This is a genomic window from Gordonia spumicola (assembly GCF_009932475.1).
GTDB lineage: Bacteria > Actinomycetota > Actinomycetes > Mycobacteriales > Mycobacteriaceae > Gordonia > Gordonia spumicola.
On sequence record NZ_BJOV01000007.1, the window covers coordinates 26018 to 39320 of the forward strand.

Here is a 13303-nt window from a genome sequence, read left to right on the forward strand (position 1 = left end):
GTCAGGCCCCGATTTCGACGGTCGAGTCCACGGCTACCTCGTAGAGAGGGATCGACGGGTCGGGCTGGTCATAGAGCGGCGACAAGGCCTCCATGAGCAGTTCGAACGGGACGATCTCCTCCGGCGTGTTGACGCCGGGGCGGCCGATCTGGCCGCGCAGGATCATCCGGGCCGCCATCGCGGCTGGGATCGCGGTGGCCCCGGCCATCCGGCCGGGCGACCAGCGGGTGGTCCCGACGGCCGCTCGTGCCGGCTGACCGTCCTTCTCGCCCTCCGCGAGCGCCCACAGACTCGGGGTACGGAGTGTCTTCGGCGCGTCGGCCGGGCGCTGGACACCGTTCTCGACTTTCAGTGCGGCCTCCCGCGCCGACAACGTTCCGTCGTCGACGGCGGCCATGATCGGCGCGACTGAGTCGAACCACCAGGCCGGTCCGGCCATCACGTTGTAGCAGGTCTGCAGGTCCGGGAACCGACGAGGCAAGGTCACCGTCTCGGGGTGCCCGATGGTCCGAACGCCGATCTCGCCGATGCCCGGGTACCGCAGGGTGAGCGGCTGCAGTGGCGCGACGAGGGCGGGTCGCCCGTCTTCGAGAACCTGCACGGTCCCGGTGCATTCGTGGACGAGATGCAGCAGCGCCGCGGCCGGACGTGGCCCGCCGGGTTCGCTCTCGGTGCCCGCGACCACCCAGCCGGTGTAGAGGGCGTGCACCGTGTCGAGTTCGTCGGCCGCCCGCACCGCCAACACGTTCGACACTCCTGGGCTGGCGCCCATTCCGATCAGTGCGGTGACGCCTGCGGCCCTCGCGCGGTCGTGCCATTCCAGGGCGGCGAGCGTCGGCTCCCAGTCGTCGTTGATGTCCACGTAGTCGACGCCTGCCTCGATCGCGGCGCTCAGGACGCGTTCGCCGAAGATCGTGAACGGGCCGAGCGCGCTGACCACCACCGACGACCCGGCGAACAAGGCAGCCAGATCGTCCGTCAGGGCGTCGACGACGATCTCCTCGATCTTCCGACGGTCGTCGCCGAGGTCGAGGGCCGCCAGCGGCGCCATGTCTCGGTCGAGGACCCGGACCTGGTCGACGTCGTCGAATCCGGCCAGGGTCTCCACTGCTTTGCGACCCATCGCGCCGGCTCCGCCGACAACTGTTACTCGCATCTTCTTCTCCTTGTATGTCAGCTGAATGTGAGGACGCCGTCGTCGACCGAAGCGAACAGATCGAGCGTGTCGGCGTAGTTCTGCGGATTGATCCACGGCGCCGCATCGCCCTGTCGCGGAAGCAGGCCCTCCGCACGACGCAGGTAGCCGGAGTCGACACCGGAGATGAACGGCAGCGCGGGCTGCTCGCCGTCGGTGAGGTCGGCGACCATCTTCTCGGCGCCGATGTCGTCCATGTGGATCAGGACCCGACACCAGTAGTCGGTCAGCGCCTCGATGCGGAGAGTCCACGAGGCGTTGATGAAGCCGAAGGCGTACACGAGGTTGGGCACGCCGGAGATCGCGGCGCCCTTGTACGTCCACTCTCGTCCGATCTCCACCGGCCACCCGTCGACGTCGAATTCGGCTTCCCCGCCGAGCACCACATCGAGTCCAGTCGCTTTGACGATGATGTCGGCCTCGACGCGGGTCCCGTCGGCCATCGTCAATCCGGTCGGGGTGATCCTGTCGATCGACCCGGTCACGACGTCCGCCCTGCCGTCGCGGACGGCGTGGAACAGATCCGAGTCGGGGACGACGCATATCCGCTGGTTCCACGGCTCGTAGGTCGGAGTGAAGTGCTGCTTGCGCACGTCCTCGCCGATCTGTGCGTCAATGGCGTCGAACAGCGTCGCCTTGAACGCATCCGGGTCGCCTTTGGCCTGCGCATACACCTCCTGCTGGTTGCGAAGGTTGCGCAGGCGGATGCGCCGGAACGTCTCCTCCGGGCCGACGGTGCGGCGCAGTTCGTCCGCCTCCGGGTCGTCGCCGGTCTCGATGTGGATGTAGGTGGGCGACCGCTGGACCATCGTGACGTTCGCGGCGTCGCGCGCCAGGTTCGGGACGAGGGTGATCGCGGTGGCCCCGGACCCGATGACAGCCACCCGCTTGCCGCGGTGGTCCAAATCGTCGGGCCAGTTCTGGGCATGGAGCATCGGCCCGTCGAATGTGTCCTCGCCATCGATCGTCGGCTCGAATCCTCCGCGGTAGCTGTAGTACCCGCTCCCGAGGAACAGGTGCCTGCATCGGATGACGTCCTCGCCTACGGGCGAGTCGACCACAAGCGTCCACCGGTTGAGTTCGCTGTTCCAGGACGCCTCGGTGAGCCGCGACGAGAACCGGATGTGCTTGTCCACGCCGAACTCTGCCGCGGTGTCGACGAGATACTCCCGGATGGCGCCGCCTGCAGCGATCGCCTCCGGCCGCAGCCACGGCCGGAATGAATAGCCGAGGGTGTACATGTCACTGTCGGACCTGATGCCCGGGTACCGAAACAGATCCCAGGTGCCGCCGATGGACGCCCTGGCCTCCAGCACCGCGTATGACTTGTCCGGGCAGTTCTGGCCGAGTGCGACCGCGGCTGCGATGCCGGAGATCCCGGCGCCGACGATCACCACGTCGAGATCTAGTGTGTTGTCGCTGGTCATAGTCGTGCGTCCTGTTCCTGATAGTCGCGGGCCACCGCACGGCGGTCGGCTTTTCCCGAAGCGGTGCGAGGCAATTCGTCGTAGACGCGCCAGTGCTCGGGGACCGCGTAGTCGGGCAAGGTGTCGGCGAGCAGGCGACGAGCGGCGTCCACGTCCAGTGCGGTGTCCGGCCGCAGGATCACCGCGACGCCGACCCGCTGCTGCAGCATCGTGTCGGGTATCGCGAACACCGTGGCCTCGGCAATCGCCGGAAGCTCAGCGACCTTCGACTCGACGTGTGCGGGCAGCACCTTCTCGCCGCCTCGATTGATGACGTCGTCGACGCGACCGGTGAGCCAGAGCAGACCGTCCTCGTCGAGCCGCCCGAGGTCGCCGGTCCGCAGCCAGCGGCCGCTGATCTTGGACGAGGTCAGTCCGGGCTGACCCCAGTACCTGCTCATCCGTGTGGGTCCGGCCACCCACACCTCGCCGTCTACGATCCGAAGCTCGACCCCGGGTGCCGGCCTGCCGACCGATTCGCCCTTCTGCGAGATCAGCTCCGGGGGCAGGATCGTCGCACCCGAGGTGAACTCGGTGAGGCCGTACCCATGCAGGAGGGTGAGGTGCGGCCAGCGGGCGAGCAGTTCGTCCGACCAGGACGCGGGCATCGGGCTGCCGCCGAACAGGACCGACTGTGCACCCGCATAGACGACGTCGGCGTCGGGCGCGACCATGAGGAGCCGCAGAATGCTGGGGACAGCCGTCAGGAACGTCGCCTGCCGTCGACGGAGTTCATCGATCGCGTCCGTCGTCCGGTAGCGACGCAACAGGTGGGTCGTGCCTCCGGACACCAGCAGTGCCCCGAGCTGATCGTTGAAACCGGTGTTGTGAAAGAGCGGTACAAGCACCAGGGTGCTGTCGTCCGCCGTCAGGCCCGCACTGTCGGCGATCAACCGCGCGCCTGCGAGGATCGCGGCATGCGACAGGACCGCGCCCTTCGGCACCCCCGTGGTCCCGGATGTGAAGCTGACGACCGCATCGTCAGCGGCATTCGGCCACGGATGGTCGTCTGCCAGTGCCGGGTGACCGGTGGCGGCGAGGTCTTCCACACGCATCCTCGGGCGGACCGTGTGCTCAGCCAGCTCTCGGTGGTCGTCGTCGAACAGGACGGTCACCGCGTCGAGCAACGCGCACTGATCGCGGAACTGGTCGGCGTTGAGTCGGTTGTTCGCGGGCGAGACGATCGCGCCCAGCCGCAGTCCGGCGAGGTAGGCGATCACCCAGCCCACGGTGTTGTGCCCGATGACGACTATTCGATCGCCGGGTCGTACGCCCTCCGCGGACAGCAGTCCCGCGGCGCGGGACACCTGTTCACGCAGGTCCGCGTAGCCGAGTTCGGTGTCGCCGTCCACGAGCGCTCCGGCTCGGGGAGTCAGATCGGCCCGGGCCCACACCGCTTCGATCAGAGTGCTCATGACAGTCCTCCTACCGGGAGGGTCCGCGCTCGATCGACGACCCACTCGAAGCACGGGTCGACGTCCAGGATCGCCTCCGGATGCCACTGGAGTCCGAGGACATCACGGCCAGGGAGTTCGATGGACTCCACAACACCGTCCGGGGCGCGGCCCGAAGCGACCAGCCCGGTGCCGAGCTCTGCCACGGCCTGGTGATGCCACGAATTGACGGCGGCCCGCTCGCCGTACAGGCGTGCGGCGAGGCTCCCCGGTTCGAAGTCGACCGGATGCTCCAACTCCGGGCGCACGTCGGGCATGCTCGCCAGCGAGGCATGGGTGACGCCGGTGTCCGGCAGGTCGGGAATCAGCGTTCCGCCGAGCGCGACGTTGAGCACCTGGTGACCGCGGCAGACGCCGAGGATCGGGATGCCGCGGTCGAGTGCGGCCCGGACCAACGCGATCTCGTAGTCGTCGCGCCGCCGGTCGATCGCGAGGACCTCGCCGTCGGTCTCATACTCGGACGGCGGGCCTCCCCACACCTGCGGATCGACGTCCTGGCCGCCCGTGACGATGAGCGCGTCGATCCGCTCGACGATCTCGTCTCCCACGCTCTCGTACGGCAGTTGGACGGCGAGTCCACCCGCGGCCGACACCTTCACACCGAACTCGGACCAATACATGTCGGCGCGTCCGGACGCCCATCGCGGGTCGAGTCCGACGAGGCCGGTGCCGGAGATCCGACGGCCGGTGATGGCGACGAGCGGTTTCATCTGTCTCTCCTGACGTCGACGACGACGCGGGTGACCCCACCGTCGCGCATGCGGTCGAATCCCTCATTGATCTCGTCCAGGCCGACGAACGCCGACAGCATGTCGTCGAGGTTCAGGCGGCCCTGCTCGTAGAACCGGACGTAGCGGGGGATGTCGGTGGGGAATCTGTTCGATCCCATGAAGGAGCCCTGCAGTCGCTTCTCAGAGACGAAGAGCTCGGACGCCGCGATCGTGAGCGGCTGCGAGTCCGGCACCAGACCGAGCACCGTGGCGGTGCCGCCGGGGCCGAGCATCGCGAACGACTGCTCGACCGTCGTCGCATAGCCGATCGCTTCGAAGGAGTAGTCCACACCACCGGTGAGATCACGGACCTCGGCGACCACGTCGGACGACTTAGCGTCCACCACGTCGGTAGCCCCGAAACCGCGAGCGGCTTCCAGACGAGCGAGGTCGGTGTCGACGGCGACGATCGTCGCGGCGCCCGCGAGACGGGCGCCCTGGATCGCCGCGATCCCGATCCCGCCACAGCCGAGTACCGCGACGCTCGACCCCGGCTTCACCTCGGCGCTGCGGAACACCGCACTCATACCGGTGACGACGGCGCAGCCGAGGACTGCGGCCGGCGCGAGTGGCATGCTGTCGGGAACTCGGACGAGTGACCTCTCGTGCACCACCATCGCGGTGGCGAACGCACCGATTCCCGCCGTCGGATGCACCGACCTTCCATCGGCGTCGGTCAGCACGGGCGTCCGACGCTCGCGCATGCTTCCCCGCCCGGTGCACAGGGTGAGACGACCGTCGAGGCAGAAGCGGCACTCGCCGCAGTACGCACTCAGACAGGTGACGACGTGGTCGCCGGGCCGCAGCGAACGCACCCGGTCGCCGACACGTCGCACCACACCGGATGCCTCGTGGCCGAGCACTGTCGGGCAGGTCGCGGGCCAGATCCCCTCGATCTCGTGGAGGTCCGAACGACAGAGGCCTGCGAAATGAACGTCGACGAGCACTTCGTCGGGAGCCGGCTCGTCGAGCACCAAGGTCTGGGTCACGAGTCGGCCGGGCGCCTCGGCCAGGACCGCCGCGGTGACGTGTTCAGGCATGATTCCTCCCGAGGGCGATCCACGTGTGCTTGAGATGGGTGTACTTGTCGAGCGCGTACACGCCCTTGTCTGCGCCGTTGCCGGAGAGCTTCCGACCGCCGAACGGTGTCGACGGCACGCCCTCCTCATACGAGTTGACCCAGACGTTGCCTGCCTCGATGCCACGCGACATCCGGTGGATGCGCGAGACGTCCGACGTCCACACCGATGCGGCGAGGCCGAAGTCGGTCTCGTTCGCCATGCTCAGTGCCTGCGCCTCGTCGTCGAACGGCGCGACGGCGACCACCGGGCCGAAGATCTCCTCACGGACGATCTGCATGTCGGCACGAACATCGGTGAAGACAGCGGGTGCGACCGTCGACCTGTCGGGATCGAGTGCGTCCGCCGAACCGGCGGCGAGCCTTGCTCCGGCGCGCAATCCGGAGTCGATGTACTCCAGGACGGTGGCGCACTGGCTGCGACTGCTCAACGGACCGAGGTCTGTCGCCGGGTCGAGCGGGTCGCCTACGGTCAGTCGCGCGACACGGTCGCAGATCCCGGCGAGGACATCGTCGTAGACGGCCCGCTCCACGTACAGCCTGGTCCCGGCCGTGCACATCTGGCCGCTGTTGAAGGTGAACGCCCACACCGCGGTGTCGATCGCCTTCTCCAAGTCCGGCGCGTCGGCGAAGACGATGTTCGGAGACTTCCCGCCGAGTTCCAGCGACACCGTCTTGCCGTTCGACGCCGCGGAGTCGGCGAGCAGGCCGAGGCCGACCTCGGTGGACCCGGTGAACGTCAGACACGACACCGCGCTGTGCCGGGCGAGCGCCGTGCCGACAGTCGAACCACGACCCGTGACGACGCTGAGCACACCGTCGGGAAGTCCGGCCTCACGACTGAGTTCGGCGAGGCGCAGCGACGAGGCCGACGTCTGCAGCGCCGGTTTGAGGACCACGCTGTTGCCGGCCATGAGTGCGGGAGCGATCTTGAGCATCGCCAGGCTGAGCGGGAAGTTCCACGGCGTGATCGCCGCGACGACACCGACCGGTTCCCTGGTCACGAGCGCGAGTGCATCGGGCAGGCCGCGCGGCGAGGAGTCCATGAGCTTGTCTGCCAGCTCGCCGTACCAGCGGAGTGTCTTGGCGGTGCTCGCCACTTCGATGTCGCGAGCGTCGCGGACCGGCTTGCCCATCTCCCTCGAGACGAGGACTGCCAGTTCGTCGGCGTGGACTTCGATGAGCCCGGCCCACGCGATCAGCACCCGGCCGCGTTCGGCGGGTGAGACGCGAGACCAGGAGCCGGCGGCGAATGTCGCCCCGGCGTCCGCGACCACCCGGTCGACGTCGTCCGACGCGGCCGCCGGGACGGTGGTGAAGTCGGAGTCGGTCCACGGGTCGTGCAGGGCGAGAGTGTGACCGCCCGCAGCCTCGGCCCACGCGCCCCGCCCCCACATCCCGTGCGACGACGGAATTGCGGCGGCGAGGTCGCGCCAGGTGGTCGCGTCGGACATCAGGCCGTCACTCCCGCGCGCAGGCCCGCGTCGGCGGTGTCGCCGAGGACGACCCCCGGATCCGCCATCTCACCGTTGTATTCCACCCAACCCATGTACGGGTTCGACGCCGCGTACCCGAGGAGGCCGAGGATCTCCCCCGGGATCTCGCGGGCCTCGTCGAGCGTCATCGACAGGTAGTGGTTCTCCTCCTGCCGCAGGTAACCGCGGCAGATCCCGAAGATCACACCGGTCCGGTCGGAGTCGACGGTCCGGTTCTGGCCGCCGCCGTGGTAGGTGCCGCCGAGCCACATCACCGCCGAACCGGCAGTCATCTCGGCGGGGATGGTCTCCTCGACCGTCGGCATCCGCTCGTCGTCCCACAGATGACTACCGGGGATCACGCGGGTCGCACCGTTCTCCTCGGTGAAGTCGGAGACCGCCATCATCATGCCGATCGCATCGGTGGGTCCGGGGTGAACGGTGTAGAAGATGCTGTCGTCGCGATGCAACGGCTGCAGGCCCTGACCGGGGCGGATCTGGATGCACTGGGTGGCGCCGATCTGGAGCGTCGGCGTCTCGTCGACACGATCCTGGCCGTACCACATGCCTTTCGGTGGGCAGAGGAAGTGCTGCGCGGCACCCTGGAAGACCGGATTGAGCGCGGTGGAGTCCAGGGCGCGGGTGTGCTTGAAGATGCGTCCGAGGCGGCGGGTGCTGGTACCCGCGAAGTACTCGTCGGTGCCGGACGGGGTGGCGTCCATCGCCGGCAGGATGTCGGCGCGGACCTGGTCGAGCTGCTCCTCGCTCAAGAGGTTCGGCAGGCGGACGACACCGTCCTCGGCGAGGATCGTGATTGCTTCGTCCGCGGTTGTGGCATCGCGAAGAGTGGTCATGACAGTGCTTCTTTCGTGAGGATGTGGTTGGTGGAGACTCGGGCTCAGGCGAGCTCGAAGTAGCGGTTGGACTCCCAGACCGAGATCTGGTCGTCGTTGCGATCCGTCTCGGTGTGGAACGTGAGCCATTCCCACCGGCGGGTGCCGACCCAGTAGTCGACGAATTCCTCACCGAGGTATTCGCGAAGCACGGTGTCGTCGGCGAGAGCGGCGACGGCCGAGTACAGGTCGGCGGGGACGCGCGGAGCGACCTCGTCGGGGGCTGCCCAGGCCATCAGCTCGTACGCCGGCGGAGGCATCGCCTTACTGTCGATACCCGCGAGTCCGGCGGCGAGGAAGGTGGCGAGAGCTAGGTAGGTATTGGAGTCGGCCGAGGGCAGGCGGTACTCCAGGCGTGTCGCGCCCGGGCCGGCCATGACGGCCCGCACCGCGCACGACTTGTTGCCGACACCCCAGGTCAGAGTGGTCGGTGGGCCTTCCAGATCGATGAGCCTGCGATACGACGTGATCGTCGGGAGCGCGAAGCTCGTACACGCCTTCAACGAGCCCATGACGCCGCCGAGGAAGTGGAGCATCGTCGCGCTCGGCTGCTGCGGATTCGCGGAGTCGAAGAAGACGTTGCCGTTCTCGTCGCAAACCGACACGTTCAGGTGCGAGCCCTGTCCGTATTCCGTCGACCACTTCGACATGAAGGTGATCGACCGGCCGAGTGAGTAGGCCACCTCGCGCATCACCTGTCGGGTGCGGGCCCACAGGTCGGCGGCGGTGACGGCGTCGTCGGGAGCGAGGTTGAACTCGATCTGGCCGCTGGCCGCTTCGTCCGACCACGCCTCCCACGGGATGCCGAGTTCGTCGAGACGCGCGACGACGGCTTCGGCGTATTCGGTGAAGTCGGGCGACTTCGCGAGGATGAGGGCCGCGCCCGCGTTTCCGCCGAGCGGTGTCAGGTCCTGGTACTGCTTGGCCCGTGCCTCGTCGATCGACTCGCGGAAAACGGTGGCCTCGATCTCGACCGATGCAGTGACCGTGTAGCCGCGGTCTGCGTACGCGGCGGCGATGCGCTTGAGGGCCTGGCGGGGATCGGCTTCGACGGGATCGCCGTCGGCGGTCCAGAAGTCGCAGATCACCGAAGCCTGTCCGGGCTTCCACTCGACGAGCGTCTCGAGGTCGGGCCGCGCGAAGAGGTCGGGCATGAAACCTTCGCGCCAGGCCGGGAAGCCGAAGCCCAACTGTGCGTGGTTGGTCAGGTCGAGGCCGAGGACGAGGTCGGCGACGGTGAAGCCCTTGTCCCGGGCCGACAGGTACTTCGTGGGCGACAGCGATTTGCCGAGCAGCGCGCCGTCGTGGTTGGTCATCTCGATGCGGACGCTCCTGACGTCTGTCAGTTCGTCGGTCGCGGAGGTTTCAGAGCTCACCGCACACCACCTTCAGGTCGGCTCCGAACAGTGCGGAGAAATGAGGGAAAGAGAGGTTCATACCGAACTCGCCGCCTTCGAGTGCACCGACGAGCGTCGACCGGCCGTCGAAGAAGGCCGCGAGTGCGGCGGCGGTCCGAGGACGCGCGGAACCTTCGGTGGTGGGGGTGCCGAGAACCGCCTCGGCTTCCTCGTCGACGCAGGTGACGACGAGGCCGGTTGGCATTCCGTCAGACGCTCCGGCACGCGCCCAGAAGTCGGCGGCAGCGGTGCGCCAATCGACGGTCCGTGCGGAGAGCAGCCGGCCCACCACCTTGCCGAAGTCGCCGGCGGCATCACTGTCCGCGGGTTCGGGGTCGAACCAGTTCACCTCCCAGACGAGTTCGGCGTCGCCCACGGCACCGACGACGACAGCGTCGTCGGTGAAGGCGATGTGCGCTCGTTGAGCGTCTCCAGCGGCGCGCAGCACCACCGATCGGGGACCGTCCGCGCCGGGAAGCATCTCGCCGCGGGCGATGCCGTCGCGGAGCCGCCGCGCGACCGACAACACCATCGGCGTGGGCGGGCCCACGACTGCGACTTGTGTGTTCTCTGACATTTCACTTCTCCTACTCACCTGACCTAATCGCTTGATTAGTTCACGTGACTAGGTTCACACTATGGGAGCCGTCACGTCAAGGGGTCGGCGAAAGATTCTCTGAAAGGAAGCGACATGGCACTGACTGTGGAGGCCATCCTGGGCCTCTTGGACGAACCGTCGCGCGGGTACGCCGAGACACTGCTGACGAACGCGCCACCGCCCCCGTACCACCGCTACGGACCGTCGATGATGAGGGCGGTATTCGACGCGAAAGGGGTTCCTGAATCCACCTCAAAAGGCCTCGTGACCAGCGAGTCAATCGTCGAGAAGGACGGCACTCGCGTTCCTGTCCGGTGCTATCGCGAAGTCCTCGACACACCCGCTCCGGCGCTGCTCTACATGCATGGCGGCGGCTTTGTCCTCGGCACTCTCGACGGTGTCGACAGCCTGTGTCGACGTCTCGCGGAGACGACCGGATGCGTCGTGGTGTCGGTTGACTACCGGCGGGCGCCGGAGCACGTCTACCCAGCGGCAGCGGACGACTGTCTCGCCGTCTACGACTGGATGCTCACCGACCATGAACGGCTCGGGGATAGACCCGACCGAGTGGCGTTGGCCGGCGACAGCGCGGGCGGCGCCCTCGCATTGTCGGTGTGCACGTCGCTGCAACAAGCGGGTCGGGGGCTACCCCGGTGCCTCGTGTTGGCGTACCCCGCGACATCGGCGTCGTTCCGCGGCGCTTCGTGGGAGGCGTTCGCGCTCGCACCCGTGTTGTGCAGGTCGGACGCGGAATGGTTCTGGGACAGCTATGCCGGCCCGGAGGTTCGAGATGATCCGCGCGCGGTCCCCGAAGTCTCCGCGGAGCTGGGATCGTTGCCTCCCCTGCTGGTCCTCTGGCGCCGAAGTGGACGTACTCCGCTCGGACTACGAACGCTTCGTCGAGATGGTGAATGCCGCGGGCGCCGACGCGCTACTACGGACGACGCGGGCGTGCTGCACGGATTCATCACCGAGGTGGACGCCGTTCCCGCCGCTCGCGAGGCTCTCGAGGACGCAGCGGCCTTCGTTCGCCGGTTCACTAGACTGGATCCATAGTCGACCCCAGGAGTGGACATGGCGCACATCCCCGCAGCCCGAAGCGGCGCAGGCAGATCATCGAGGTCGCCGCGCGGGTCATCGGTCGCGAAGGCGTCGCCAAAGCCACCACTCGAAAGATCGGAGCCGAGGCCGGGGCCAACATCGGAACGCTGCACTACACGTTCGGCAGCAAGGAACTGCTCGAGGCGACCTTCGCCTACTGCTGGGACGTCGCCAGCGAGATCGTCGACGAATCGATCGAGGCCGCGGTCGGACCCGCCGACGCCGCCCGCGAACTGCTCACCCGCTACGTCGAATTGGCTATCGCCGATCCAGACATCATCGCCGCTCAGTTCCAGCTGCTGAACTGGGCTCTCGCGGAAGGTCGCCGCGACCAAGCGCTGAACCTCACCCAGCAGCTGGACGTGCTCGTCCAGGAGGCACTTCAGCGTGCCGAATGGTCCGACGAACTCACCGTGACTCACGAACGTGCGGGCCGGATCATCGTCTCGATGCTCGACGGCATCCTCATCCGATTCGGTGTGACCGGTCGGAGGAGGCGATCCGCGAGGATCTCGCGACTGCGATTCAGTTCGTCGAGGCCGCGCTCATCGGAGCGGGCGCCACACCGTAGACCTGCCGAACCGTCTAGTGTCGCGTCAACCCGCCGGCCTGACGACGAACGCCGACGCCTGAGCACGCTGAGTTCGCGCTGCCCGCGGATTCAGTCCGACGAGGTCCGGCTGGTACACGCGGAATCCGCGCTTGCCCGGATGTCGATCGGAGCTGGTGATCCCCATGTCGGCGAGATGTTCAGCCGTGAACCGGAAGACGCCGCCCTCGACGAACACGAGCAGGCCCGCGACGTCGGCCGAATCGAACGGCTCCGTCCCTCCGTCGACGTCACGCCGCCACACTGCGACGAACGCACCCGGTTTCGTCGGCGTCACGCGCGCTGTCCGCACCCGCCACCGCTGGTCGCCGATCTGCGCGATCCGACCGTCGTAGTCGAGGTTCGTCGCATCGGGCGTGAGCTCGGCATCCTCACCGAGATACCAGTCGCTCATCTCACGACCGCGACGCTGCCGTCCTCCGAAGCCACGACCAGCGAACGGCCGTCGGGCGCTACCGCGACCGACGTCAACGGTCGACCCGCGTTCACCGTGCACCGACTGCCGGTCCGCAGATCGACGACGATCACCTGGCCGGTGGCCGTGGCAGCGGCGATCGCCCGATCGCCCACCAGGGCGAGGTCGTCGACGCTCCCCGGCAGCGGCGCCGTCAGGTCCGCGGCGACTCCCACCCGTTCGGGCGCGCTCAGCGGAATCCGGAGGATCCGACTGGACAGGCTCGACGTCATCGCCACGTAGGCGGTGTCGCCGCTGACGACGACACCGTTCATCCCGGTGCCGTTGACGACGCGGTTCGGTGCGAGATTCTTCGGCGCGCGGGCGGTCCAGGCGCGGTCGATCGTTCCGTTCTTGCGGACCTTCACGACACCGAGGTTCGAGTCACCGACGTACATCGTGCCGTCGGCGGTGATCGCCAGCCCGTTCGGCATGCCGAGCCCACGAGCGATCGTCGTGACCGCCGGCTTCCGCTCGGCCGGGTCGAACGACACGATGCGCCCGGTCAGGGGCAGTCCCGGAACCATGTTGATCGGATTGTCGCCCGATGTCGCGTACATGCGACCGTCCGGCCCGAGGCGGACCGAGCCGGGAGCGTGCACCCGGACCGCGCCGACGTGTCGCCCGTGTGCGTCGTACCTGTCGATCACGTTCTGCAGGTGCGCGAGACCCAGAGGTCACCGTCCCTGTCGTATCCGATGTTCTCCGCCCAGCTCACCACGGGAACCGGCGCCGGAATCAGCACCCGGACCGACGACCGGCCGCATATCGGGCCGGCGACGGCCTCGGGCACGGACGGCACCGCCATCGCC

General features: G+C 67.9%; 12 protein-coding genes and 1 pseudogene. 2 read left to right on the forward strand and 11 right to left on the reverse strand.

Features of this window, described 5'->3' with window-relative positions:
* Position 1: 1 nt before the first annotated feature.
* The 9 genes from GYB83_RS22780 to GYB83_RS22820 are packed head-to-tail and all read right to left on the reverse strand — an operon-like array spanning position 2 to position 10305.
* Positions 2 to 1156 (reverse strand): saccharopine dehydrogenase family protein, encoded by a 1155-nt coding sequence (locus GYB83_RS22780; protein WP_161893547.1) that lies wholly within the window; start codon positions 1154 to 1156, stop codon positions 2 to 4.
* A 17-nt stretch (positions 1157 to 1173) separates the two neighbouring features.
* Positions 1174 to 2622 carry a flavin-containing monooxygenase gene (locus GYB83_RS22785; RefSeq protein ID WP_161893546.1) on the reverse strand — a complete coding sequence of 483 codons (1449 nt, stop codon included), beginning with the start codon at positions 2620 to 2622 and terminating at the stop codon, positions 1174 to 1176.
* The gene (locus GYB83_RS22790) at positions 2619 to 4076 is read right to left on the reverse strand and encodes a class I adenylate-forming enzyme family protein (RefSeq protein ID WP_161893545.1); all 1458 of its coding nucleotides are present in this window, start codon (positions 4074 to 4076) and stop codon (positions 2619 to 2621) included. The genes GYB83_RS22785 and GYB83_RS22790 overlap by 4 nt, the downstream gene beginning before the upstream one ends.
* A complete protein-coding gene (locus tag GYB83_RS22795) occupies positions 4073 to 4825 on the reverse strand; it encodes a gamma-glutamyl-gamma-aminobutyrate hydrolase family protein (RefSeq protein ID WP_161893912.1) in 753 nt (250 codons plus the stop codon). The genes GYB83_RS22790 and GYB83_RS22795 overlap by 4 nt, the downstream gene beginning before the upstream one ends.
* Complete coding sequence (locus GYB83_RS22800; RefSeq protein ID WP_161893913.1) at positions 4822 to 5925, reverse strand: Zn-dependent alcohol dehydrogenase; 1104 nt, start codon at positions 5923 to 5925, stop codon at positions 4822 to 4824. Before GYB83_RS22800 ends, GYB83_RS22795 begins: the two co-directional genes overlap by 4 nt.
* Positions 5918 to 7417 (reverse strand): aldehyde dehydrogenase family protein, encoded by a 1500-nt coding sequence (locus GYB83_RS22805; RefSeq protein ID WP_161893914.1) that lies wholly within the window; start codon positions 7415 to 7417, stop codon positions 5918 to 5920. The genes GYB83_RS22800 and GYB83_RS22805 overlap by 8 nt, the downstream gene beginning before the upstream one ends.
* Positions 7417 to 8292: a phytanoyl-CoA dioxygenase family protein gene (locus tag GYB83_RS22810; protein ID WP_161893543.1), complete on the reverse strand. Its 876-nt coding sequence runs from the start codon at positions 8290 to 8292 to the stop codon at positions 7417 to 7419. Before GYB83_RS22810 ends, GYB83_RS22805 begins: the two co-directional genes overlap by 1 nt.
* Positions 8293 to 8336: 44 nt before the next feature.
* Positions 8337 to 9707, reverse strand: coding sequence for a glutamine synthetase family protein (locus GYB83_RS22815; protein WP_228461099.1), 1371 nt, complete (start codon positions 9705 to 9707; stop codon positions 8337 to 8339).
* Positions 9697 to 10305, reverse strand: a complete 609-nt coding sequence (locus tag GYB83_RS22820) for a hypothetical protein (protein ID WP_161897685.1) — start codon at positions 10303 to 10305, stop codon at positions 9697 to 9699. The genes GYB83_RS22815 and GYB83_RS22820 overlap by 11 nt, the downstream gene beginning before the upstream one ends.
* Positions 10306 to 10419: 114 nt before the next feature.
* On the opposite strand from GYB83_RS22820, the gene GYB83_RS22825 reads away from it, so the two are divergent.
* Positions 10420 to 11382, forward strand: coding sequence for an alpha/beta hydrolase (locus tag GYB83_RS22825; RefSeq protein ID WP_161897686.1), 963 nt, complete (start codon positions 10420 to 10422; stop codon positions 11380 to 11382).
* A gap of 59 nt (positions 11383 to 11441) precedes the next feature.
* Positions 11442 to 11549, forward strand: a pseudogene (locus GYB83_RS24170) (TetR family transcriptional regulator); the annotation flags it as partial.
* Between the two features lie 474 nt (positions 11550 to 12023).
* Here the strand turns inward: GYB83_RS24170 and GYB83_RS22835 are convergent.
* On the reverse strand, positions 12024 to 12431 hold the full coding sequence (locus GYB83_RS22835; protein WP_161893540.1) for a MepB family protein: 408 nt from the start codon (positions 12429 to 12431) through the stop codon (positions 12024 to 12026).
* Positions 12428 to 13141 (reverse strand): WD40 repeat domain-containing protein, encoded by a 714-nt coding sequence (locus GYB83_RS22840; RefSeq protein ID WP_228461098.1) that lies wholly within the window; start codon positions 13139 to 13141, stop codon positions 12428 to 12430. The genes GYB83_RS22835 and GYB83_RS22840 overlap by 4 nt, the downstream gene beginning before the upstream one ends.
* Positions 13142 to 13303 lie beyond the last annotated feature (162 nt).

Coding starts and splice junctions, on each gene's coding strand:
- GYB83_RS22780 (WP_161893547.1), bottom strand. CDS start 1,156: ATGCGAGTAACAGTTGTCGGCGGAGCCGGCGCGATGGGTCGCAAAGCA.
- GYB83_RS22785 (WP_161893546.1), bottom strand. CDS start 2,622: ATGACCAGCGACAACACACTAGATCTCGACGTGGTGATCGTCGGCGCC.
- GYB83_RS22790 (WP_161893545.1), bottom strand. CDS start 4,076: ATGAGCACTCTGATCGAAGCGGTGTGGGCCCGGGCCGATCTGACTCCC.
- GYB83_RS22795 (WP_161893912.1), bottom strand. CDS start 4,825: ATGAAACCGCTCGTCGCCATCACCGGCCGTCGGATCTCCGGCACCGGC.
- GYB83_RS22800 (WP_161893913.1), bottom strand. CDS start 5,925: ATGCCTGAACACGTCACCGCGGCGGTCCTGGCCGAGGCGCCCGGCCGA.
- GYB83_RS22805 (WP_161893914.1), bottom strand. CDS start 7,417: ATGTCCGACGCGACCACCTGGCGCGACCTCGCCGCCGCAATTCCGTCG.
- GYB83_RS22810 (WP_161893543.1), bottom strand. CDS start 8,292: ATGACCACTCTTCGCGATGCCACAACCGCGGACGAAGCAATCACGATC.
- GYB83_RS22820 (WP_161897685.1), bottom strand. CDS start 10,305: ATGTCAGAGAACACACAAGTCGCAGTCGTGGGCCCGCCCACGCCGATG.
- GYB83_RS22825 (WP_161897686.1), top strand. CDS start 10,420: ATGGCACTGACTGTGGAGGCCATCCTGGGCCTCTTGGACGAACCGTCG.
- GYB83_RS22835 (WP_161893540.1), bottom strand. CDS start 12,431: ATGAGCGACTGGTATCTCGGTGAGGATGCCGAGCTCACGCCCGATGCG.